Here is a 22,190-nt window from a genome sequence, read left to right on the forward strand (position 1 = left end):
GGTTACATTCCGAACCCGGAAGCTAAGCCTCACAGCGCCGATGGTACTGCAGGGGGGACCCTGTGGGAGAGTAGGACACCGCCGGACTCCTTTTAAACAAGAAAGCCACCCAATGCTGGGTGGCTTTCTTGCGTTGTGCTCCATGCAAGCACGAAGAGCCATCCCTCGCGGGGTGGCTCTTCTGCGTTAACGCGACCGTGGCCGCACGGCTCAGCGCTTCAAGCGCGCCTCGAGCATGGCGGCGCACTCCTGCACAGCGACAGTGAGCAGTTCCTCATCCAGATCCGCACGGCCCCACGTCACCGCCACCGCTGCAACAGGCCAGCCCGCGGCATCGAGGACCGCGGCGCCCACACTGCGCAGTCCGTCCGCGATCTCACTGTTCTCTGTCGCATACCCCCGTGCCCGGACATCCCGGAGAAGCTCACGCAGTTCGCGGGGTGTCCGCGGGCCAAGGCCGGTGCGGTCGGGGAATGCCGAGACGTCCGGGTAGAGCGCCCGCACCTGTTCCCGGGGGAGCGCTGCCAGCATCGCGCGGCCCGAAGCCGTGAGGTGCGCAGGAAGACGCACGCCCACGTCCGTCACCAACGCGGGCCTCCGAGGTGCGCGTTCCTCGACGATGTACAGCACGTCCCCGCCACTCATCACCGCCAGGTGCGCGCTCTCCCCCAGCCGGTCCGAAAGAGCAGCCACCAAAGGTCGGCCTCGTCGCGCCAGGGGCTGTTGCCGGGTGTACCCGCCGGCGAGCTCGAATGCCGAAGTACCCAGCCCCCAGCGTCTCTCTTCGCGCAGGTGCAGCACGAAGCCGTGAGCGGCCAAGGTGGTCAGCAGGTGATAGACCGTCGACCGCGGCAGCTCGAGCTCGCGCGCGATCGCCGACGCCGCCACGGGGGCCGGCCGTCCGGCGAGATAGCTCAGGATGCGGAGCGTGTTCTCCGCCGCAGGCACCTGCGCGGTCGGCGCGTCGGACACCGGGACGTCCGCCACCCGTGCCTGCGTCCCCGGTGCCTGAGCGCTCGTCGTTTTGTCTGGGATCACAGACAAAGCATCCCATGAACGGGTGTCCCGCACGACGCCTCGGGTGTGGAATCGAACCATGACCGAACTCGCCCCCGTGCTGGTCGGAGCGGCCCCGCTGTCGCCCGCCGATGTCGTCGCCGTCGTCCGTCATGATGCCCCCGTGCAGCTCGACGCCGAAGCTCTCGCCCGCGTAGCCGAGACCCGCCGGGTGATCGACGGCCTCGCCGCCGACCCGAACCCGCACTACGGTGTCTCCACCGGATTCGGTGCTCTGGCGACCACCTTCATCGCCCCCGACCGTCGCCTGCAGCTGCAGGCCAGCCTGATCCGCTCGCACGCCGCGGGCACCGGCGCCGAGGTCGAGCGCGAGGTCGTCCGCGGACTCCAGCTGCTGCGCCTGCAGACCCTCGCTTCCGGTCGAACCGGCGTGCGCCCGGTCGTGGTGGAGACCTACGCCGCCCTGCTCAACGAGGGCATCACCCCCGTGGTGCGCGAGTACGGGTCGCTCGGCTGCTCGGGCGACCTCGCCCCTCTTGCCCACATCGCCCTGGCCGCGATGGGCGAAGGCGACGTGCGTGACGCATCCGGCGCTCTGGTCCCCGCAGCCGACGCCCTGGCTGCTGCGGGCATCGAGCCGCTCACCCTCGTCGAGAAGGAGGGGCTCGCGCTCATCAACGGCACCGACGGCATGCTGGGCATGCTGGTGCTCGCCCTGCACGACCTCGAGACGCTCCTGCTCACCGCCGACATCGCCGCGGCGATGTCGGTCGAATCGCAGCTCGGCACCGACGCCGTGTTCGCCGCTGACCTGATGGCCCTCCGCGCGCAGATGGGCCAGGCCGAGTCCGCGGCCAATCTCCGCGCCTTCCTCGGCGACTCCCCCATGGTCGCGAGCCACAAGGGCCCGGATGACGGCCGCGTGCAGGACGCCTACTCGCTGCGCTGCTCGCCCCAGGTGCACGGCGCCGCCCGCGACACTCTCGCCCACGCGACGCTGATCGCCGGACGCGAGCTCGCCAGCGTGATCGACAACCCCGTCATCACCTTCGACGGGCGCATCGAGTCGAACGGCAACTTCCACGGGGCTCCGGTCGCCGCTGTGCTCGACTTCCTCGCGATCTCGGTCGCCGACGTCGCCTCGGTCTCCGAGCGTCGCACCGACCGCGCACTCGACCCGGCCCGCAGCCACGGACTCCCGCCGTTTCTCGCGGACGAGGTCGGCGTCGACTCCGGCCTCATGATCGCGCAGTACGCGGCAGCCGGCATCGTCTCCGAGCTCAAGCGTCTCGCCGTCCCCGCCTCGGTCGACTCGATCCCGTCGTCCGCCATGCAGGAGGACCACGTGTCGATGGGATGGGCCGCCGCCCGCAAGCTGCGCCGCGCGATCGACGGCCTCGGCCGCGTGCTCGCCATCGAGATCCTCACCGGCGCCCGCGCCCTCGATCTGCGCGCGCCGTTGCAGGCGGGGCCCGCGACCGGAGCCGTTCGTGACCTGGTCCGCACCGTCGCCGCAGGTCCTGGACCCGACCGCTTCCTGTCCCCGGACATGGAAGCCGTCACCGCCCTCGTCCAGTCGGGCGACGTCGCCCGCATCGCAAAGGAGCACACTCATGGCTGAGAACGTCTCATCAGAAAGCACCGCTTCCGGATCGCGAGTCGTCCGCGCTGCCCGTGGCAACAAGCGCACCGCGAAGAGCTGGGGCGCCGAAGCCGCCAAGCGCATGCTCATGAACAACCTCGACCCCGAGGTCGCCGAGCACCCGGAAGACCTGGTCGTCTACGGCGGCACGGGCAAGGCCGCCCGCAGCTGGGAGGCCTACGACGCGATCGTGCGCACCCTCGACGAGCTCGAACCGGACGAGACCCTGCTCGTGCAGTCGGGCAAGCCGGTCGGCGTGTTCCGCACCCACGAGTGGGCCCCGCGCGTGCTCATCGCGAACTCGAACCTGGTCGGCGACTGGGCGACGTGGCCCGAGTTCCGCAAGCTCGAAGAGCTGGGACTCATCATGTACGGGCAGATGACCGCCGGCTCGTGGATCTACATCGGCACGCAGGGCATCCTGCAGGGCACGTACGAGACCTTCGCCGCCGTGGCCCGCTCGCTCGGCCGCGACTCGCTGCGCGGCACCCTGGCCCTCACCGGCGGCGCCGGGGGAATGGGCGGCGCTCAGCCGCTCGCGGTGACCCTGAACGACGGGGCGGTTCTGATCGTCGACGTCGACGAGTCGCGCCTCGCCCGCCGCGTGGAACACGGCTACCTCGACGAGTACACGACCGATCTCGACGCGGCCGTCGCCCGCGTGGTCGCCGCCAAGGACGCCGGAGAGGCCCTCTCGGTCGGTGTCGTCGGCAACGCGGCCGAGGTGTTCCCCGAGCTGCTGCGCCGCGGGGTGCCGATCGACATCGTGACCGACCAGACCAGCGCCCACGACCCGCTCGCCTACCTCCCGCTCGGCACCTCGGTGGCGGACTGGAAGACCGAGGCCGAGCGCGACCCGGAGGACTTCACGCACCGCTCGCGCGCATCGATGGCAGCGCACGTGGAGGCGATGGTCGCGTTCCAGGATGCGGGCGCCGCGGTGTTCGACTACGGCAACTCGATCCGCGCCGAAGCGCAGCTGGGCGGGTTCGACCGGGCATTCGAGTTCCCTGGATTCGTGCCGGCCTACATCCGCCCGCAGTTCGAGGAGGGACGAGGGCCGTTCCGCTGGGCTGCGCTCTCGGGTGACCCGGAAGACATCTACAAGACCGACCGGGCGATCGCCGAACTCTTCCCCGAAGACGCCGCCCTGCACCGCTGGCTCGAGAAAGCCGGGGAGAAGGTGCACTTCGAAGGGCTTCCCGCCCGCATCTGCTGGCTCGGCTACAAGGAGCGCCACCTCGCCGGACTCAAGTTCAACGAGATGGTCGCCTCGGGCGAGCTCTCGGCTCCTATCGTGATCGGTCGCGATCACCTCGACTCCGGCTCGGTCGCCTCGCCCTACCGCGAGACCGAGGCGATGAAGGACGGCTCCGACGCCATCGCCGACTGGCCCCTGCTGAACGCCCTGCTCAACACGGCGTCCGGTGCCTCCTGGGTGTCGCTGCACCACGGCGGCGGCGTCGGCATCGGCCGCTCGATCCACGCTGGTCAGGTGACGGTGGCCGACGGTTCTGACCTCGCCGCCCAGAAGCTGGAGCGCGTGCTGACGAACGACCCCGGCACCGGTGTGATGCGCCACGTCGACGCCGGCTACGAGCACGCGCGCGACGTCGCCCGCGAGCGCGGCCTGAACGTGCCGATGCTCTGAGAGGGTGAGGACATGTCGACGCTCATCACGAACATCGCGGAACTGACGACGAACGTCGCGACGGCTGATGACCGCACCGGGACGCTGGCCGACGCAGCGGTGCTGATCGAGGGCGAGCGGATCGCCTGGGTGGGTGCCGCGGCAGAGGCACCGGAAGCCGACGAGGTCGTGGACGCCGCCGGGCGTGCGATGATTCCCGGATTCGTCGACAGCCACAGCCACCTCGTCTTCGGGGGCGACCGCGCCGTCGAGTTCGAGGCGCGCATGGCGGGGCAGAAGTACGCGGCCGGCGGCATCCGCTCGACCGTCGCGGCCACCCGCGCCGCGAGCGACGACGAGCTGCGCGCGCGACTGCGCGGCTTCCTCGACGAGATGCTCGCGCAGGGCACGACGACCGTCGAGATCAAGAGCGGCTACGGCCTGAGCGTCGCCGACGAGGAGCGACTGGTGCGTCTAGCCGCCGAGGTGACCCCGGAGGTGACCTTCCTCGGCGCACACGTCGTGCCCGCCGAGTACGCCGACCGCTCGGACGAGTACGTCGACCTGGTGACCGGGCCCATGCTCGATGCCTGCGCCCCGTACTCGAAGTGGATCGACGTGTTCTGCGAGACGGGCGCCTTCACGGTCGCGCAGTCGCGGCGGGTGCTGGAAGCCGGCATCGCGCGCGGACTCGCCCCCCGCGTGCATGCGAGCCAGCTCGGTCCAGGAGAGGGCGTGCGTCTGGCCGTCGAGCTCGGTGCGGCCTCGATCGACCACGGCACCTATCTGACGGACGCCGACATCGACGCGCTCGCCGGCTCCGACACCGTGCTCACCCTGCTGCCGGGGGTGGAGTTCTCGACGCGGCAGCCGTATCCGAACGCCCGACGCCTGATCGACGCCGGAGTGACCGTGGCGCTGGCCTGCGACACGAACCCGGGGTCGAGCTTCACCTCGTCGATGCCGTTCTGCATCGCCGTGGCCGTGCGCGACATGGGGATGACCCCGGCCGAGGCCGTGTGGGCCGCGACGGCGGGCGGGGCGAAGGCACTGCGCCGCGAAGACGTCGGCGTGATCGCGCCCGGGGCCAGAGCCGACCTCGTGCTGCTGAAGGCGCCGACCCGCATCCACCTCGCCTACCGGCCGGGCGTTCCCCTCGTCGACACCGTCTGGAAGGACGGACGAGCGATCGGCTGAGGCTCGCAGGTGCTCGCCCGATCGCTCGTCCGATCCGTCCGGGTCAGCCCAAGGCTTGCGTCACCACGACTGCTGCGGCGGCCGACCACGCCTGCGGGCGGCACGCGGCGGGGTAGGGAAGGGGCGCGCCGCCGGGCACGCGCGCATCACCTGCGTGCAGCTCGGGCACGCGGTAGTCGAAGCCCTCCGCCAGGTCGAGCAGCTGCTCGGCGACCACTCGTGCTTCGGCATCGAGCCCGGCGCGGATCATGCCGTGCACGGCGATCGCGGTGTCGTGCGCCCACACGCTGCCACCGTGATAGCTGAGCGGCCAGTATCCGGCAGCGTCGGTCGACATGGTGCGGATGCCGTAGCCGCTCGACATGCTCGGCGCGGTCAGCAGCGCGGCGCAGGCCCGCTCCTCCTCGGGGTCGAGGATGCCGGTGCCGATCAGGTGTCCGATGTTGCTGGTGAGGGTGTCGACCGGGGCGCCGTGGGCGTCGAGGGCGATCGCGGGGTAGCGGCCCTCTGGCGTGGTGATCCAGTACGCAGCGCGGAAACGTTCGCGCAGGTCGGCAGCCCACGCCCGCAGCTCAGCGCCGCCGGGTTCGCCGAACGTGTCGAGCAGATCCGCGCCGCGCACAGCAGCCTCGTACGCATAGCCCTGCACCTCGCTCAGGGCGATGGGGCCCTCGGCCAAGCGCCCGTCGCGCCACTGGATCGAGTCGCCGGAGTCCTTCCAGCCCTGGTTCGCGAGTCCGTGGCCCGACTCGTCCGCATAGTCGATGAAGCCGCTGCCCGAGGCATCGCCGTGCACCGTCATCCAGGTCAACGCGGCGCGAAGTGCCGGGAGCAGTGCCCGCACCTCTCGCTCGGGCATGCCCTCGGCGTGGGCGTCGGCGAGCAGACAGATCCAGAGCGGGGTCGCATCCACCGTGCCGTAGTAGAGCGGCGGCAGGTGCACGCCCTCGTTCGGCAACGACAGGGCGCCGCTGCGCAGCTCATGCGCGATCTTGCCCGGAGCCTCGGCCGTCGAGGCGTCGTGCCCGGTGCCCTGGAGCCGGGCCAGCACCCGCAGCGTCGAGGCCGCCATGTCGGGGTCGACCGCGAGGGCGAGGCGGGCTGCCCAGAGCGAGTCCCGACCGAAGAGAGTGAAGAACCAGGGGGCTCCTGCGGCGTAGAACGCGTCGTCCGGATGGTCGGGCAGCGCGAGGCGGAGCGCAGAGAGGTCGGCGGTCGCCTGCGCCATCCAGCGGGCAGCGCGCGAATCCGCGGGGACGGCGGGCTGCGGAGCCCGCGACGGACGGGCGGCGGTGACGACGAGCGTCGGGTCGTCGAGGTCGACCGCCCAGCCGAGGGCGACGGATCCGCGTGGCGGCACCACCGCATCCCACCGCAGCACCAGGGCCTCCCCGTCCTGCGTCACCGCGGCTTCGGGAGCGGTGAGCGTGAACGACGCCTCGCCTGCACGGCAGATGGATCCGTCCCAGCTCCACGTCGCCTCGGTACCCAGCCCCGCCTTGACCTCCTGCATCGGCGCGAAGTCCGGGAGCACCCGCACTGTCACCGCTGTGGCGACCGGTGCGTCGAGGTGGGAGGTGATCGTGATCCGCTCCGAGAACGCACCGGCGGCGACCCGGCGATCGCGGTCCATCCGCACCTTCGGGTCGGCCGATTCGTCGTCGAGCCCGCGCAGCAGGTCGGTCAGCACCGTCTGCTGCGGCACCGCCGACACGCACCCGATGGACTCGAGCGCGGTGCCGTCGACGGTGATCTCGATGCTCCGGATGTGCCGGACGTCGCCGTGGTAGATCCCGTGGATCGGTGCGGTGCCCATGCGGCCGATGTCGTCGGACCAGGCCTGGGTCGGCGCCTCGAGCATGATCACGGCGTCGTCCAGCAGCGGCTGGAGGGGCGGGGTGGGGGTCATTCCTTGACGGCTCCTTCTGTGGAGTTCATGATGCGGCGCTGGAAGACGAAGAACATCACGGCGACGGGGATCGTCATGATGAGCGCGGCCGCCAGCTTGAGCGGATACTGGGTGCCCTGGCTGAGTCCACCGCTGGCGAGGGACGCGACGCCCTTGGTCAAGGTGGTCAGGGCAGGGTCGTTCGTCGACACGATGAAGTGGCTGAGCTCGTTCCAGGAACCCTGGAACGACAGGATCACGATCGTCACGAGCGCGGGCGTCGCCATCGGCAGCACCACCGACCAGAACAGTCGGAACGTGCCGGCGCCGTCGATGCGCGCCTGCTCCTCGACCGACTCGGGGATGGACTCGAAGAAGTTCTTCATGATGAACACCCCTGCCGCATCGACGAGCAGCGGCAGGATCATCCCGGCGTAGGAGTTGAAGATGCCGAGCTGGTTGATCACGAGGAACTTGGGGATGAGCAGCACCACGGTGGGAACCGACATCACCGCCACGAGTGCCGCGAAGACGACACCGCGTCCACGGAAGCGCAGTCGGGCGAGTGCGTACCCGGCGAGCGAGTTGAAGAACACCCGGCCCGCGGTGACGAAGATCGTCACGATCGCGCTGTTCACGAACCACGACGGGAAGTCGGAGTTGCGGAACAGGCGCTCGTACGCCGCGAACGTCCAGACGTCGGGGATCAGCGTGATCCCGCTGGACGCGGCATCCTCATCGGTCTTGAAGCTCGTCGCGACCTGGATCAGGAACGGGTAGATGTAGATGATCGCGAGGATGATCAACAGCGCGTAGAGGGCGATCTGCCAGGTCAGCTGCTTCGACGAGAGCCGTCTCATGACGATGCTCCCTTCGACGACTGGTACGCGCGGATGCGACGCTTCGACACCGGCCGGTCGCGCAGCACCCAGCGCTGCAGGAGCGTGAAGATCACGATGATGACGAACAGGATGAACGCGATCGCCGCACCCTGCCCCCACTCCTGGTTCTGGAACGCGGTCTGGTACGAGAGGTAGGCGGGGGTGAGCGTCGTCTTGCTCGGCGCACCCCGCGTGCCCGTGTAGATCTGGTCAAACACCTGCCAGCAGCCGATGAGGCCGAGGGTCAGCACGGTGAACAGGGTCGGGCGCAGCTGCGGGAGCGTGATGCGCCAGAAGCGCTGCCAGCCGTTCGCGCCGTCCATCATGGCCGCTTCATCGACGTCGGCGCCGAGGTTCTGCAGACCGGCGAGGAAGATGAGCATGAACGTGCCGGAGGTCGTGAAGATGGCCATCAGGATGTACGCGCTCATCGCGACGGACGGACCGGCGAGCCACTCCCACCACGACACTCCGAGTGTGCCGCCCTGGGTGAGCGCCGCGGGACCGGCATCGATGCCGACCGTGCCGAGTGCCAGATGCAGGATGCCGCGCGGATCGTTGAACCAGTTGGGCCCGTTGATGCCGAACCAGGAGAGCACGTCGTTGACGGCGCCGCTGGAGGTGAAGAGGAACATCCACAGCACCGTGATCGCGACGGTGCTGGTCACGGAGGGGAAGTAGTAGGCGGTGCGGAAGAAGCCGCGGCCGCGGAGCATGGCGCGGTTGACGAGGATCGCGAGGAACAGGGCGAGCGCGGTCTGCAGCGGGACCACGAGCAGCACGTACCAGGCGTTGTTGCGCAGTGCGGTGCCGAAGTCCTTGGTCGCGAGACCGCCGTCGGTGAGGACGGCCGAGAAGTTGTCGGCGCCGACGAACGAGACCGATCCGGAGAGGGGGCTGCCGCGGCCGCCCCAGTCGGAGACGCTCACCCACAGCGCCATGAGCACCGGGATGAGGAGGAAGACACCGAGGATCACGATCACCGGCGCCGTGAACAGCCATCCGGCTGCCGCCTCGCCGCGGCGGAGCCCGGAGGCCCCACCGCGGCGAGACGCTGCCTTGACCGCCATGGTTACTCGACGACCGCTTCGAGGTTCGACTGCACGGAGTCGAGGATCGTCTTCGGGTCGGCTGTCTTCAGCGACTCGAGCTGCGAGTTGAAGTCGGCGATCACGTCGGCGGTGCCGGCCTGGTTCGGGGGGAACTGGGCATAATCCGCACCGGCGAGGAACGGGGCGAGCTCGGGGTTCGCGGCGGTCCACTCGTCGGCGGCCGACTTGATCGACGGCATCGGGCCGAACGCCTTCGAGAACGCCAGCTGGCTGTCGGCGCTCGTCAGGTACTCGACCAGTTCGAGGGCGGCCTGCTGGTTCGGGCTGTCGGCAGCCATGCCCCAGCAGTTCGTGAACTGCAGCGTGCCCTTGCCGCCCGCGCCCTCGGGGAGCTCGGCGACCGTGTACTCGAGGCTGCTGTAGTCGTTCGACAGCGCTCCGGTGATCCAGTTGCCCTCGATGACCATCGCGGCGGACTGCTTGCCCAGGGCCTCGCCGCCCCAGCCGGCCCCGACGTCCTTGGCGTAGGCGAAGGTGCCGTCGACCAGGTGCGACTTCACGTAGTCGAGGGCCTCGACGTTGGCGGCGTCGTCGGCGATGACCGTGCCGTCGTCGACGAGACCGCCACCGGCCTGGGCCATGAAGACGCCGACGCGCTGGTACTCGGCGCCGAAGGCCAGGCCCACGTGATCGGCGGTCGTGAGCTTCTGCGCCACGGCGGAGAGGTCGTCCCAGGTCTTCGGGAGGTCGGCGTCGGTGAGGCCGGCGTCGGTCCACATCTGCGTGTTGATGATGAGTGAGAGCGTCGAGAAGTCCTTGGGCGCGCAGTAGAACGTGCCGTCGACCGTGAAGTTCTCGACGAGCGACGGGTAGAAGTCGTCCTTGTTGGAGAGCTGGTCGCCGTAGGCCTTGAGCGATCCGTTGGCGGCGTAGCCGGAGGCCTGGTCGGTGGAGAGGTAGAACAGGTCGGCGGGGTCGCCGGCGGCGAAGCCCTGCGACAGCTCCTGGTCGAGGTTGCTCGCGGTCTGCAGCTTCACCTTCGTACCGGACTCGGCCGACCACGCGTCGACAGCCGACTGCACGGCCGCGGTCTCGGCGTCGCCGGAGGAGCCGATCAGCACCGTGAGCGCGTCGTCGGAGGAGGTGAGCCCCTCGCCGTCGGCCTTGGTGTCGTCTCCGGCGAAACCGGAGCCGCAGCCGGTGAGCACGAGCGCGCTCGTGAGCAGCACCGCCCCGGTGCCGAGGACTGCGCGAGTGGTGTGCCGTGTCATGGTCTCTCTCCTTTGATGAGTCACTGCGGGTTCGATGAATCTCTGGCGACGGTCTCGGGAGGACCGTGCGGGATCGACGCAGAAATTTGAACGATCAAACTCTGCGTGGAATAGGCTAAGCGGGAGTCGCGGGAAGTGTCAACCCGGACACGGATGAGGAGGTGCGATGGCGAAGGCGCCGACCGTCGAAGACGTCGCCGAGCGCGCTGGCGTCTCGCGGCAGACCGTCTCGAACGTGCTCAACACCCCGGACATCGTCCGCCCGGCGACCAGGGAGCGCGTCCTCACGGCGATCCACGACCTCGGCTATCGCCGCCATGCGGCCGCCCGACGACTGCGGCTGCGACGCAGTTCGACCATCGGGATCCGTCTCGATCCGTATCTCGGCGGCATCTCGGGTGTCGTGCTCGACCGTTTCGTGCACGCCGTCACCGAGCGGGCGAGCGAGCGCGGCATGCGCATGCTCGTCTACGCCGCACGTACGCGGGAAGAGGAGATCCAGCGGCTGTCGGAGCTGTGGGAGGGGTCGGAGATCGACGCCGCGATCATCACCGGCACCTCGCGCGACGATCCGCGCGTGCGCAGCCTCGACCAGGACGGACTGCCCTTCATCTCGTTCGGCCGACCGTGGGGTGAAGACGATATCGCCGATCCGCGCCACCTCTGGGTCGACGTCGACGGCGCCGCGGGAACACGGGCGGCGACCGAGCACGCACTGACTCACGGTCGACGGGTGGCGTTCCTCGGATGGCCGACGGGCTCGGGGACCGGCGACGACCGTGAGCGCGGCTGGCGCGAGGCCATGACTGCGGCCGGAGCGCAGGGCGAACGGCTCACCGCGGAGGAGGGGGTTCCCCTCGGGCGTGCCTGTGTCGACGCGGCGCTCGCCGCGGGACACGTGCCCGACGCTCTCGTCTGCGCCAGCGACTCACTCGCGGTCGGTGCGCTGCTGGCTGTCGCCGCTGCCGGACTCTCGCTTCCCGTGATCGGCTTCGACAACACGCCGACGGCCGAGGCTCTGGGCTTCTCGAGCGTCGAGCAACGGCCCGAGGATGTGGCGACGGCCGTCCTCGAACTCCTCATGGGCCCGACGGGGGAGATCGTCGCCCCGCGCACCCTTCAGGCCGGCTCTGCGCACGCGCTGATCACGCCCGAGCTCGTCGTGCGCTGACGCGCTCCTCCGCTTCTATGCCGCGCGGCGCATACGCAGCGTGAACGCGATACCTGCCAGTGCGATGACGACGATCCCGTAGCCCACGCACACCGCCTCCAAGCCGACGACTCCGACCAGCGCACCCGCGATGACGGCTGGTACGCCGAAGGCCAGATACGCCAGCAGGTAGATCACGGCGAAGGTGTCGGCGCGCTGGGTCGCCGGGATCCGCGGGGCCAGCGAGGCGACGACTCCCGAGAACGCGGTGCCGAACCCCATACCGGTCACGGCGGCCGCGACGAGGTAGAACGGCAGTGAGCCGATGCCGAGGGCTATGAGCGACAGCAGGGTTCCGGTCGCCAGGGCCGCCGTGCCGAACAGCACCATCGACCGTGCAGCGAGCTTCCGGAGAGTGAACGCGGTCAGGGCTCCGACCCCGGCGAGCAGCACCACACCGAGCCCCTGCCAGACATGCGCCTCGCCGCCGAGCTCGCCTCGGACGATGTTGGCTCCGAGCGACAGGAACAGTCCACCCGTGGCCCACCCCGCGATGACCGCCGGAGCGCCCCGCCAGAAGTCGGCCCTGATCGCGGTCGGGATCGACAGCCGGAAGCTCAGTGACGCCCAGACGCCCGGCTTGCGCGGTGCGGTCTCCGGAACGAGGAAGAACAGTGCCGCGAGCACGATGTACGCCGTGCTCAGCGGCGCGAAGACATCGAGCAGGGCCTCACCGCTGACGTCGAGCATCACTCCGGAGGCGAGGGCCCCGAGCGCGAGACCGATCCCGGGGCTGAGTGCATTCCACAGCGCGGCGGTACCCGCGCGGCCGCCCGGCGCGAAGTCGAGCACCGTGGCCGAGAGGGCCGAGATGAGCAGCCCGCTCGCGATGCCCTGCAGGATGCGCGCGAGGAACAGCGTCGCCACGGCATCCGCATGCCAGAACAGGAACATGCTTCCGGCGAGCAGTAAGAACCCCGCGATCACGACGGGTCGGCGTCCGACATGGTCCGACAGGGAACCGGCGGTGAGGAGCGTGAGCAGCAGCGCCACCGCGTAGACCGCGAACACGGCACTGATCACGACGGGGGCGAAACCGATCTGCTGCGCCAGCACCGGATAGAACGGCGACGGCGCGCTCGCACCGACCATCATCAGGATCTGCGCGATGATCGCCAGCACGAACCCGAAGCGGGCGCGCGTCTGCGGGGTGGTCGTCGGCAGGGTGGTCGTCGATAGGGGGACGGCGACGATCGGCTCAGTGGTGGTCATGGCGTCTCCTCGTTCGGTTCGAGAATCATCGAACTATCGGAGCGTACGCGCGTTTCGCCAATTGTTCAACTATTATCGAACCATGCCTGGCGACCTTCCTCACCCGGAGCGCTCCGAGATCCAGCTCACCGACGTGCTCTTCGCGCTCAGCGACCCCGAGCGTCTCGCCATCACGCGACAGCTCGCGGACGGCCCTCTCGACATGGCCGCCTGTCATGCCACCGACCCCAACCTCCCGAAGTCGACCAAGTCGCACTTCATGAAGGTGCTGCGCGAAGCGGGTGTCATCCGCAACGAGCCGAACGGGCGCCGGCGGATGCTCACGCTGCGGCGTGACGACCTCGACGCCCTGTTCCCTGGGCTGCTGGACTCGGTGCTGCGCGGCTGACTCTGCCTCGGACCGGAAGACTCTTGCCGGCTCGAGAGAGTGAGTGTACAGTCACTCATATGTCCACGACCCGCAGCTCGATCCTCTCCACGGCAGACGCCCGCAAGCCCGTCGTCGCCGCGGCGGCACTGGCGGCCTTCGCTCGAGGCGGGTATCACGGCACGACCGTCGCCGATGTCGCACGCGAGGCCAAGATCTCGCCGGCCTACGTCTTCAAGCTCTACTCGGGTAAGGAGGCGCTGTTCGTCGTCGCCCTGGAAGCCTGCTTCGATGCGATCCTCGTCGCCCTCGAAGAAGGCGCGGATGCCGCAGACGACACCTCGCCCGAGGGTCTGCTCGACGCGATGGGGGATGCCTACGCGCACCTGATCTCCGACCGGAAGCTGCTCATGCTGCAGGTGCATGCGCAGTCGGTGGCGGAGATCCCGGCCATCGGCGAGGCGCTTCGCGCAGGGCTGGAGCGCATCACCGTCTTCGCCCGACAGCGCTCTCGCGCCGAGGATGGCGCCGTGCAGCGGTTCATCGCCTACGGGCAGCTCTGCCACCTGATCGTCACCACGCAGCTCGACGGGCGCCCGGGGGATTGGGTCGCCCTGCTGACCAAGGGGATCACCCACCCCGACTGACGTCGGTCCCTAGAGAGGGCGCTTTCGCTTGCCGTCAAGAGTGAGTGAGCGGTCACTCATCTGTGCCGCCGAACCGAATCGACCACCCACAAGAACAGGAGCATCCCATGACCTCTCCCACCGCCACCGCGACACGAGCCACCGCCGCGCCGCGCAGCTCCAGGCGTTGGCTCGCACTCAGCGTGCTCGCCCTCGCGCAGTTCCTCGTCGTGCTCGACGCCTCGATCGTGAACATCGCCCTCCCCGTGCTCGGTGCCCAGCTCCGCATGAGCACGGCCGCCCTCGCCTGGGTGATCACCGCCTATGTGCTGGCCTTCGGCGGACTCCTCCTCCTCGGCGGACGTCTCGCCGACCGTTACGGAAACCGCCGCGTGTTCCTGATCGGCACGGGCGGCTTCGTCGCGGCCTCCGCGCTCGCCGGCCTCTCCATGTCGAGCGAGATGCTCCTCGGCGCGAGGACTCTCCAGGGTGCTTCGGCCGCGCTCCTCGCCCCCGCGGCGCTCGCACTGCTCACCCATCTCTTCCCTGACGACAAGGAGCGCACGAAGGCCCTCGGCGTATGGGGAGCCGTCGCCGGGATCGGGTCGGCGGCCGGAGTCCTGCTCGGCGGTGTGCTCACGGCCACCCTCGGCTGGCAGTCGGTGTTCTTCGTCAACGTCCCTGTGGGCGCGCTCGTGCTGATCGCGATCCCGTTGCTCATCACCCGCGACGGCGCCCGCACGCCTGGGCGTCTGGATGCGGCCGGTGCCGTCACCGTCACGTCGGCTCTGGTAGCTCTGGTCGGCGCCCTCAGTGCTGTCGAGCAGCTCGGATTCGTGCACCCGCTGCCGATGATCCTGTTCGCAGCGGCGCTCGCGCTGGGTGTCGCGTTCGTCCTGATCGAGCGGCGCGCTGCAGAACCTCTGGTGCCGCTGGCGGTCTTCCGCAACCGCAACCTGGCGCTCGGGAACAGCGTGATGCTGCTCGGCGGGGCGGCGATGGTGGCGCTCTTCTTCGCTCTCTCCGTCTACATGCAGGCCGTGCTCCACTACGACGCGCTCGCCGCCGGCCTGTCGCAGCTGCCGCTCGCGGGTGTGCTCGTGCTCGTCGCGGGAGGTGCACCCGCCCTCATCGCGCGCGTCGGCACCCGCCCGGTCCTGATCGGCTCTCTGCTCGTCCTGGCCGGAGGGCTCGCCTGGCTCGCAGCCGCGCCGTCCGATGCCACGTTCCTCGCGCAGCTGCTCGGGCCGACGATCCTGGTCGGAGTCGGTCTCGGCGGGGCTGTCGTGGCGACGACCCAGCTCGCGGTGGACGGCGTCGACGGCGGGGAATCGGGTCTCGCCGGGGGTCTGATCAACACGAGTCAGCAGATCGGTGGCGCGGTCGGACTCGCCGTTCTCGGGACCGTCGCCGGTCTGCGCACCGCGGCGCTGTCCGCGGAGGGAGCCTCCGAGGCGACTGCCCTCACCGGTGGATTCTCCTGGCTCTTCCTCGGCGCGGCGGCGCTCGCCGTCATCGGAGCGGGGATCGTCGTGGTCTGGCCGCGCGACTGAGCTCGGCGGGCGGGAGGCCCCTGGGGTGCGTCCTCGCACCTCAGGGGTTCGTCAATTCCGCCGGAGAGCGAATAGACACGCAAAAGTCGATAAGAGTGACCAGAATGTCATATTTATGTGGTTCTCACGTACGCACTCTGCTCTCTGATTTGGATCGTATGCGGTGCCGGGCGGATACTTCTGGCACCCGCGCCGCGTGACCCGGCCCGGCAATCGACATGCACACATCCGCCTCTCTCGCACCAGGGACGACCATCGCCATCGTCGGCGCCGGCCGTCTCGGAGGCGTACTCGCGCGGGCTCTGCGGGCAGCGGATCTCGACGTCGTGGGACCCCTCGGACGGGACGAGCGGATTCCGGACGTGGATGTCGTCCTCCTCAGCGTTCCGGATGCGGCCATCGGCGAGGCTGCGGCCATTGCCCGGCCCCATGCGCGCTTCCTCGGACATGTATCCGGCGCGACCGCGCTCACCGATGTGGATTTCAGCCTCCATCCGCTGCAGACCTTCACCGGCGACGAGCCCGCCGAGGTGTTCCGCGGCATCGGTGCCGCGATCGCCGGTCATACGCCCGCAGCTCGTGAGGTCGCGGAGCAGCTCGCCCTCGCTCTCGGTGCACGCCCGTTCGAGGTCGACGACGCACACCGTGCGAGCTATCACGCGGCCGCGTCGTCCGCCTCGAACTTCGTCCTCACCGTGCTCGACGCGGCGGAGGACCTGGCTTCGAATGCGGGGATTCCTCGCGACGTCGCCCGGTCGCTCCTGGCTCCGCTCGTACGTCAGACGGTCGAGAACTGGGCGAAGGACGGCGCTGCCGCTGTGCTGACCGGGCCCATCGCGCGCGGCGACGAGGAGACGGTCGCACGCCAGCGTGCTGTCGCCGAAGGGCTGGAGCTCGACGACCTGTTCGACGCGCTCGCCGCAGCCACGCGCGAGGTCGCTGCCCGACCCACCGCCACCGCATCCGCCACCGCACTCGAGGAGCCCCCGGCATGAGAATCCTCCGCACGATCCGCGAGGTCCGCGCCGCGATCCGAGAAGCCAGAGCCGCGGGTGGGACCATCGGCCTCGTGCCCACCATGGGTGCTTTCCACGATGGCCATCTCTCCCTCATGCGTACCGCGCGCGAGGCGTCCGACCTCGTCGTCGTGTCGCTGTTCGTCAACCCGACCCAGTTCGGCGCCAACGAAGACCTCAGCGCGTATCCGCGCGACGAGGCCCGCGACGCCGGACTCGCGGAGGCCGCGGGCGTCGACATCCTCTTCGCTCCCACCGCGTCCGAGATCTACCCCGACGGGTTCGCGACGAACATCCACGTCGCCGGTCTCACCGACGTGCTCGATGGCGCGAGTCGTGGAGTGCACCACTTCGACGGCGTGGCCACGGTCGTCACCAAGCTGTTCGGGATCGTCCGACCGGACGCCGCGTACTTCGGGCAGAAGGATGCGCAGCAGGTGCTCGTCGTCCGCCGCGTCGTGCGGGACCTCGACCTCGACGTGCGGATCGTCGCCTGTCCGATCGTGCGGGAAGCGGACGGCCTCGCCATGAGCTCCAGGAACGTCTACCTCGACGCGGAGGCCCGCGTGCAGGCCTCCGCTCTGAACCGGGCGCTCGATGCCGGGGCTGCGGTGTTCGAGACGGGTGATCCGAACGCGGGGAGCATCCTCTCCACGGCGAGACGAGTGCTCGCCGATGCCGGGATCGACCCCGAGTACCTCGAGCTCCGAGATGCCGAGACGCTGCGCCCCCTCGCCCGCGTCGATCGTGACGCCCTGCTCGCGGTCGCCGCACACATCGGGGCGGCCCGCCTGATCGACAACCACGTCCTGCACGTCGCCGATGCCGCGGCGACAACCGATACGGAGGTCAGCGCATGAGCGCTCATGCCGCTCCCCGCACCCAGGTCACCCTCGCCGCCCTCGGGGCGAAGAAGGCGGCCGGTGAGCCCATCGTCATGGTCACCGCGTACGACCACCCGGGCGCACAGATCGTCGAGGCCGCCGGCGTCGACGTGGTGCTCGTCGGCGACTCGGCCGCGATGACCGTCCTGGGCTACGACAGCACGGTGCCGGTCACGCTCGACGAGATGCTGATGCTGACCAAGGCGGTGCGGCGGGGGCTCACAGTGCCTCTCCTCGTCGGCGACCTGCCCTTCGGCTCGTACGAGGCCTCCGACGAGCTCGCCATCGCCACCGCGCAGCGCTTCATCAAGGAAGCCGGCTGCGACCTCGTGAAGATCGAGCGCGGCGGGACGACGGTCCAGCGCGCCAGGGCGCTCGTGCAGGCGGGCATCCCGGTCGTCGGGCACGTCGGGCTCACGCCGCAGACCGCCACCGCGCTCGGGGGCTACCGTGCGCAGGGGCGCTCCGCCGAGGCCGCACTGGCCGTGATCGAGGATGCGCTCGCGTTGCAGGATGCCGGGTGCTCGATGATCGTCGTCGAGGCGGTGCCGTCCGAGGTGACGGCTGCGCTCATGCCGCTGCTGGACGTCCCCGTGATCGGTATCGGAGCGGGTGGCGCGGCCGACGGACAGGTGCTCGTCTTCCACGATCTGCTCGGACTCTTCGACGGGTCGGCCGCCAGGTTCGTCAAGCGGTATGCCGAGCTGCGGACGGACGCCATCGCGGGGGTCGGGGCGTACGCATCGGAGGTGCGCAGCGGCGCTTACCCCGCGCCCGAGCACGGATACGCGATGGCGCAGGGGGAGGCCGCACGTCTCGAGGAGCTGCTCGCGCGCCGGTAGTTCGCGCCCCGCCGACGGCTCGTGTTCGCAACTCTTCTGCACCGAAGACGGCTTCATCGAGTTCTCGACAATCGGTGGCTTCGAGTCCTGGGGTGATGCCGGGGACGACCTAGCGTTGCGCGGATGGAACTCTCCGAGCACGTCCACGTCACGTGGGCACTTCATGTCGAGATGTCGGTCTCAGGATGCCCCGAGCTCACCCGCGTCATCGGTGTGCCACGGGATGCCCCCTCGTACTGGCTGATCGAGGCCTATCGGCTGAGTCTCGGGCTCGATCCGGAAGCGCCCGAGCTCGAAGCGGACGCGGGTCGGTCGCTGCACATCGACCTGTGTCCCTGGCGGGCCCCGACGCAGCAGGTGTCGGTCCCCGGTGTCGCCGATGTGGTCGACGTGGTGATCAGTGGGCCGTACGCGACACGGATGGGCGACCCGCGGGTCACCGTCGTCGACGCGGAGTCCGTCCCGGTGCTCCCGTCGCCGGTGGGAAGCTGGCAGACACAGCGACCTGCATTCCGCGCAGAGCATGTGGGGTTCGAGCTCGCCCAGCGGTTCGGCCTGGTGCAGCCGCGCCTCGACCCTGCGGCTTGCGGGGTCGGCGGCGATGCTCTCCGTCCGTTCTCACCGCTGGCGGCATTGTGCCAAGGGCTCTCCCCGGTGCGTCGTCTCGCCCTCCTCGCGCACCTCGACGACGCGGAGCTCAACGACCCGGTGCCCTTCGAGGAGACCCCGGCGGGCTCGGAGTTCGCGGAGTCGGCGACGGCCGGCATCCGGATGCTCGTCGCGCGGATCGGCCCCGAGGGTGTCGATCAGGATCCGACCGATGGGTGGCTGCCCCGCGCGATCGTCTCCGATGCCGTCGACGCCCTCGACTGGCCGGACACGGCGGTGCCGGGCCTTCCCGACCCTGCCGATGCTCTCGCGTCGCTCGCACGTCGGACCAAAGCGATGCGCAGGCTGCGCGGGCATGTCGTGGTCACGAACCTCGGACGCGGGCTGGCGGACGGTGAGGTGCGGGCATTCCTACGGATCATCGACGGCGTACGGGCGCTGGGGAGAGAGAGGCTGTTCCCCAGCGCCTGGCCGCGTGCCGTGACCCTCGCCCTCCTGGCCGTCGCCGATGGCTCCGCCTCGACCTTCGACGAGCTGGCAGGCGTCGTCGCGCGCGGTGAGGCTGCGGTGGAGGAAGGGCCGGGCGATGGAAGGTTCTCCGAGTGGTCGCCTCGGTCAGGCGACGTGTCAGCAGTGCAGCGAGTGGTCGAGAGTCTCTGTGCGCTCTCGTCGCCGAGCGCGTTCGGCTCGATCACCCCCGCGATGCGCGCCGTCGCGCGGGCGGCGCTCCAGTGACACGGCGGGCGTGTGTCGACGGCAGTGGGCGCGTGCGGATGCGCGGCGTCAGCCGGTCCGTGTCAGCTCTTGCGAGTCAGCTCTTCCTCGTGAGGGCGCGCACGCGGCGGACAGCACGTCCGGCGAGGTCCTTCAGCCGGCCGCCGGGCCACTCGCGGTGCAGTTCGACCGTGCCCTGGTCGGTCGCCACGAGGGTGCAGGAGCGGCCCGCGAGGAGCGGCGACCGTCCGGCGCGGGCAAGCACGGCAGGGGAGGCTTCGAGCGGGGTCTCGAAAGTCCACCCCGCATGTCGGACCTTCACGGTCAGCGCGCCTCCGCGGGAGTCGTCGTCGGGACCGAACACCTTGACGGGGTCGATCGCCACGCGGGCGGAGTCGAGCTTGCGGGGAAGTCGACCTCCGAGACGGCGCTCGGCACCGGTGTCGCGGTCGCGGAGGAAGAGGTCAACCCGGTCGTTGCGCAGCTCGCGGTTGGCGACCACGAGGTTCTCCGGGAGTCCCTCGGTCGTCGAGGCCGGGAGCGAGATGAGTCGCGTCACCTTCTTGGGGCGTGCGGATCCGGACTCGGCGTCCGTCGACTGTTCGACCGTGGATTCCAAGACGAACGCGTCCTGGCCGCTCCTCGTGAGGGTCACGCGGATCGTGAAGTGCAGACCGCCACCGCGAGACCAGTGCACCTCGGTCACGACGGCGCGACAGGTGATCTCGGATTCGAAACGCGCGAGCTCCAACAGGTCGTCACGTCGCCCGGCGCGCAGCAGAGCGGCGCGGATCCGATGCGGGAATCCCAGGCCGGCATCGACGCCGGGTCCGAAATGCTCCTGCGTCAGGGGCGTGACCACATCGAGCAGGCGTTCACGATAGTCGTCGGGGTACCTGGCCATCTGTCGGCCCGAGAGCCGCTTGAGGATCTTGCCTCGGAACCAGTGCCGCAGAAGACGATCGCGCAGCTTTCCCGGCTCGGTGTGAGCTTCGACGAGATCGAGCACCGTTTCGAGGTGCGGGAAGTACGACTCGGGGTCGATGCGCGAAGAGCTTGCGCTGCCCGGCTCCTTCACCCAGGCGTAGCACGGCTCGCTCGCCAGGACCGAGATCCTCGACGCCGCGAAGTACGCCTGCATCACGAAGAGATGGTCTTCCAGCCGCACCTTGCCCTCGGGGAAGCGGATGCCGTTGGCCCGAAGGAAAGAGGTGCGGAACATCTTGTGCGGTGTCAGCATCTCGAGCAGCGGGTCGGTTCCGAGGACCGCATCCGGGATGTCGTGGCTGAAGATCCGACTCGGAAGGCGGCGGCCGATGCCCACCTCCTTGCCGATGATCACATCGGAGGAGTGCAGGTCGGCGTAGTCGCACAGCTTCTCGAGTGCACGGTCGAACAGATAGTCGTCCTGATCGACGAACTGCACGTACGTCCCGCGAGCCGCATCGACGCCGTGGTTGCGCGGCATGCCGGGCCACCCGGAGTGCGCCAGCGACAGCACGCGTACGTGGGGGCGGTCGCGGGCGATGTCGGCCAGCCGAGCAGAGGTGGGCTCGCCGGATCCGTCGTCGCACAGAAGCACTTCGAACGACGCAGTGCCAAGACTCTGGCGATCGAGTGACGCGATGAGATCGTCGAACGAGGGGCCAGGTCGCCACACCGGTACGATCACGCTCACACGGATGGTGCTCGCGTCGCTGCTGCTCTTCTCCGGTCGATCACTCTGTGACAAACGTCTCACTCCCCCACGTCGACAACTCCCAGAGCTAACCACTTCTTCCTGTGTGCGTCACCGGGCTTGCGCGACGGCCGGGCGTGTGGTGCGCAACAGGTGGAAGTCATCCACGGGTCGAACGATCGAAGACTCCCACCCCGCGCCCAGGGTTAACGATATATCGTTGAGTATCGTTCACACCTACAGCGGGAGGTCATCATGAGCAACGCATTCCCCTCCAACCCGTTCGGCGGCAACGGCGGTTCCGGCAGCAGCGGCGGATCCGGCGGGTTCTTCGGCGGACCCGGCTTCGGCGCCGGCTCCGGTGGACCGGCATCCGCGATCTTCGAGGCGATGGACCAGCTCCGGAAGTCCTTCGAGTCCCGCCCCTCCGGCGGTTCGCGCATGGCCCGCGGTGACGTCCGTACGGCCGTGCTCTCCCTGCTGGCCGAGAAGCCGATGCACGGCTACCAGATCATCAACGAGATCGCCGAGCGCAGCGGCGGCACGTGGAAGCCGAGCGCCGGTTCCGTGTACCCGACCCTGCAGCTGCTCGCCGACGAAGGGCTGATCGAGGCGGAGGAGCAGAACGGCCGTAAGACCTACTCGCTCACCGAAGCCGGCCGCGCGGTCGCCGACGAGAGCTCGGAGACCCCAGCCCCCTGGGTCTCGTCGAACGGCAAGGACGGTCAGCGCGACAACGCCCGCTTCCACGCTCTGCCGAAGGCGGGCGTCGACCTCGCTGCCGCGGCTGCCCAGGTGGGTCGCAGCGGGTCCGCTGAGCAGGTGCACCAGACGATCGAGGTCCTCGACGAGGCCCGCCGTAGGCTGTACACGATCCTCGCGCAGGACTGACCGCGCAGTG

Annotated in this window: 19 protein-coding genes and 1 rRNA gene; 13 read left to right on the top strand and 7 right to left on the bottom strand. The window is 69.5% G+C overall.

From position 1 onward, the window contains the following. Nucleotides 1-87: ribosomal RNA gene (rrf, locus tag HDC31_RS14360) — 5S ribosomal RNA — on the top strand; the annotation flags it as partial. A 123-nt stretch (nt 88-210) separates the two neighbouring features. Here rrf and HDC31_RS14365 read toward each other — a convergent pair. After that, nucleotides 211-948 (bottom strand): IclR family transcriptional regulator, encoded by a 738-nt coding sequence (locus HDC31_RS14365; RefSeq protein WP_113681208.1) that lies wholly within the window; start codon nt 946-948, stop codon nt 211-213. Nucleotides 949-1,096: 148 nt separating this feature from the next. On the opposite strand from HDC31_RS14365, the gene hutH reads away from it, so the two are divergent. Genes hutH through hutI form a run of 3 tightly spaced genes read left to right on the top strand, consistent with a single transcriptional unit; the run spans nt 1,097 to nt 5,486 of the window. Further along, the gene (hutH, locus tag HDC31_RS14370; RefSeq protein WP_179516263.1) at nt 1,097-2,638 is read left to right on the top strand and encodes a histidine ammonia-lyase; all 1,542 of its coding nucleotides are present in this window, start codon (nt 1,097-1,099) and stop codon (nt 2,636-2,638) included. Next, nucleotides 2,631-4,310 carry a urocanate hydratase gene (hutU, locus tag HDC31_RS14375; RefSeq protein ID WP_179516264.1) on the top strand — a complete coding sequence of 560 codons (1,680 nt, stop codon included), beginning with the start codon at nt 2,631-2,633 and terminating at the stop codon, nt 4,308-4,310. The genes hutH and hutU overlap by 8 nt, the downstream gene beginning before the upstream one ends. A 12-nt stretch (nt 4,311-4,322) precedes the next feature. Then, the gene (hutI, locus tag HDC31_RS14380) at nt 4,323-5,486 is read left to right on the top strand and encodes an imidazolonepropionase (RefSeq protein ID WP_179516265.1); all 1,164 of its coding nucleotides are present in this window, start codon (nt 4,323-4,325) and stop codon (nt 5,484-5,486) included. A 43-nt stretch (nt 5,487-5,529) separates the two neighbouring features. Here the strand turns inward: hutI and HDC31_RS14385 are convergent, their stop codons facing one another. Genes HDC31_RS14385 through HDC31_RS14400 form a run of 4 tightly spaced genes read right to left on the bottom strand, consistent with a single transcriptional unit; the run spans nt 5,530 to nt 10,578 of the window. Next, nucleotides 5,530-7,395 (bottom strand): glycogen debranching N-terminal domain-containing protein, encoded by a 1,866-nt coding sequence (locus HDC31_RS14385; protein WP_179516266.1) that lies wholly within the window; start codon nt 7,393-7,395, stop codon nt 5,530-5,532. Further along, nucleotides 7,392-8,234: a carbohydrate ABC transporter permease gene (locus tag HDC31_RS14390; protein WP_113680247.1), complete on the bottom strand. Its 843-nt coding sequence runs from the start codon at nt 8,232-8,234 to the stop codon at nt 7,392-7,394. Before HDC31_RS14390 ends, HDC31_RS14385 begins: the two co-directional genes overlap by 4 nt. After that, a complete protein-coding gene (locus HDC31_RS14395; protein WP_061016753.1) occupies nt 8,231-9,325 on the bottom strand; it encodes a carbohydrate ABC transporter permease in 1,095 nt (364 codons plus the stop codon). Before HDC31_RS14395 ends, HDC31_RS14390 begins: the two co-directional genes overlap by 4 nt. Before the next feature lie 2 nt (nt 9,326-9,327). Beyond that, the gene (locus HDC31_RS14400; RefSeq protein WP_046746961.1) at nt 9,328-10,578 is read right to left on the bottom strand and encodes an extracellular solute-binding protein; all 1,251 of its coding nucleotides are present in this window, start codon (nt 10,576-10,578) and stop codon (nt 9,328-9,330) included. Nucleotides 10,579-10,744: 166 nt separating this feature from the next. On the opposite strand from HDC31_RS14400, the gene HDC31_RS14405 reads away from it, so the two are divergent. Beyond that, complete coding sequence (locus tag HDC31_RS14405; protein ID WP_058632767.1) at nt 10,745-11,749, top strand: LacI family DNA-binding transcriptional regulator; 1,005 nt, start codon at nt 10,745-10,747, stop codon at nt 11,747-11,749. 15 nt (nt 11,750-11,764) lie between these two features. On the opposite strand, the gene HDC31_RS14410 is transcribed toward HDC31_RS14405, so the two are convergent. Then, complete coding sequence (locus HDC31_RS14410) at nt 11,765-13,000, bottom strand: MFS transporter (protein WP_179516267.1); 1,236 nt, start codon at nt 12,998-13,000, stop codon at nt 11,765-11,767. 82 nt (nt 13,001-13,082) lie between these two features. On the opposite strand from HDC31_RS14410, the gene HDC31_RS14415 reads away from it, so the two are divergent. From HDC31_RS14415 to HDC31_RS14445, 7 genes are all read left to right on the top strand, one after another. Further along, the gene (locus HDC31_RS14415) at nt 13,083-13,388 is read left to right on the top strand and encodes a helix-turn-helix transcriptional regulator (protein ID WP_113680249.1); all 306 of its coding nucleotides are present in this window, start codon (nt 13,083-13,085) and stop codon (nt 13,386-13,388) included. Between the two features lie 59 nt (nt 13,389-13,447). After that, on the top strand, nt 13,448-14,014 hold the full coding sequence (locus HDC31_RS14420) for a TetR/AcrR family transcriptional regulator (protein WP_061016757.1): 567 nt from the start codon (nt 13,448-13,450) through the stop codon (nt 14,012-14,014). Nucleotides 14,015-14,121: 107 nt separating this feature from the next. Next, on the top strand, nt 14,122-15,546 hold the full coding sequence (locus HDC31_RS14425) for an MFS transporter (protein WP_179516268.1): 1,425 nt from the start codon (nt 14,122-14,124) through the stop codon (nt 15,544-15,546). A gap of 218 nt (nt 15,547-15,764) precedes the next feature. Next, the gene (locus HDC31_RS14430; protein ID WP_113680250.1) at nt 15,765-16,541 is read left to right on the top strand and encodes a DUF2520 domain-containing protein; all 777 of its coding nucleotides are present in this window, start codon (nt 15,765-15,767) and stop codon (nt 16,539-16,541) included. Next, a complete protein-coding gene (gene panC / locus HDC31_RS14435; RefSeq protein ID WP_113680251.1) occupies nt 16,538-17,422 on the top strand; it encodes a pantoate--beta-alanine ligase in 885 nt (294 codons plus the stop codon). Before HDC31_RS14430 ends, panC begins: the two co-directional genes overlap by 4 nt. Next, nucleotides 17,419-18,288, top strand: coding sequence for a 3-methyl-2-oxobutanoate hydroxymethyltransferase (gene panB / locus HDC31_RS14440; RefSeq protein ID WP_113680252.1), 870 nt, complete (start codon nt 17,419-17,421; stop codon nt 18,286-18,288). Before panC ends, panB begins: the two co-directional genes overlap by 4 nt. A gap of 123 nt (nt 18,289-18,411) precedes the next feature. Further along, nucleotides 18,412-19,632 carry a hypothetical protein gene (locus HDC31_RS14445; protein WP_113680253.1) on the top strand — a complete coding sequence of 407 codons (1,221 nt, stop codon included), beginning with the start codon at nt 18,412-18,414 and terminating at the stop codon, nt 19,630-19,632. A 76-nt stretch (nt 19,633-19,708) separates the two neighbouring features. Here HDC31_RS14445 and HDC31_RS14450 read toward each other — a convergent pair whose 3' ends face one another. Further along, complete coding sequence (locus HDC31_RS14450) at nt 19,709-21,289, bottom strand: glycosyltransferase family A protein (protein ID WP_179516269.1); 1,581 nt, start codon at nt 21,287-21,289, stop codon at nt 19,709-19,711. 255 nt (nt 21,290-21,544) lie between these two features. Here HDC31_RS14450 and HDC31_RS14455 point away from each other — a divergent pair, with 255 nt between their 5' ends. Further along, complete coding sequence (locus HDC31_RS14455; RefSeq protein WP_179516270.1) at nt 21,545-22,180, top strand: PadR family transcriptional regulator; 636 nt, start codon at nt 21,545-21,547, stop codon at nt 22,178-22,180. The last annotated feature ends 10 nt before the right edge of the window (nt 22,181-22,190 follow it).

This window comes from Microbacterium sp. JAI119, assembly GCF_013410135.1.
GTDB lineage: Bacteria > Actinomycetota > Actinomycetes > Actinomycetales > Microbacteriaceae > Microbacterium > Microbacterium oxydans.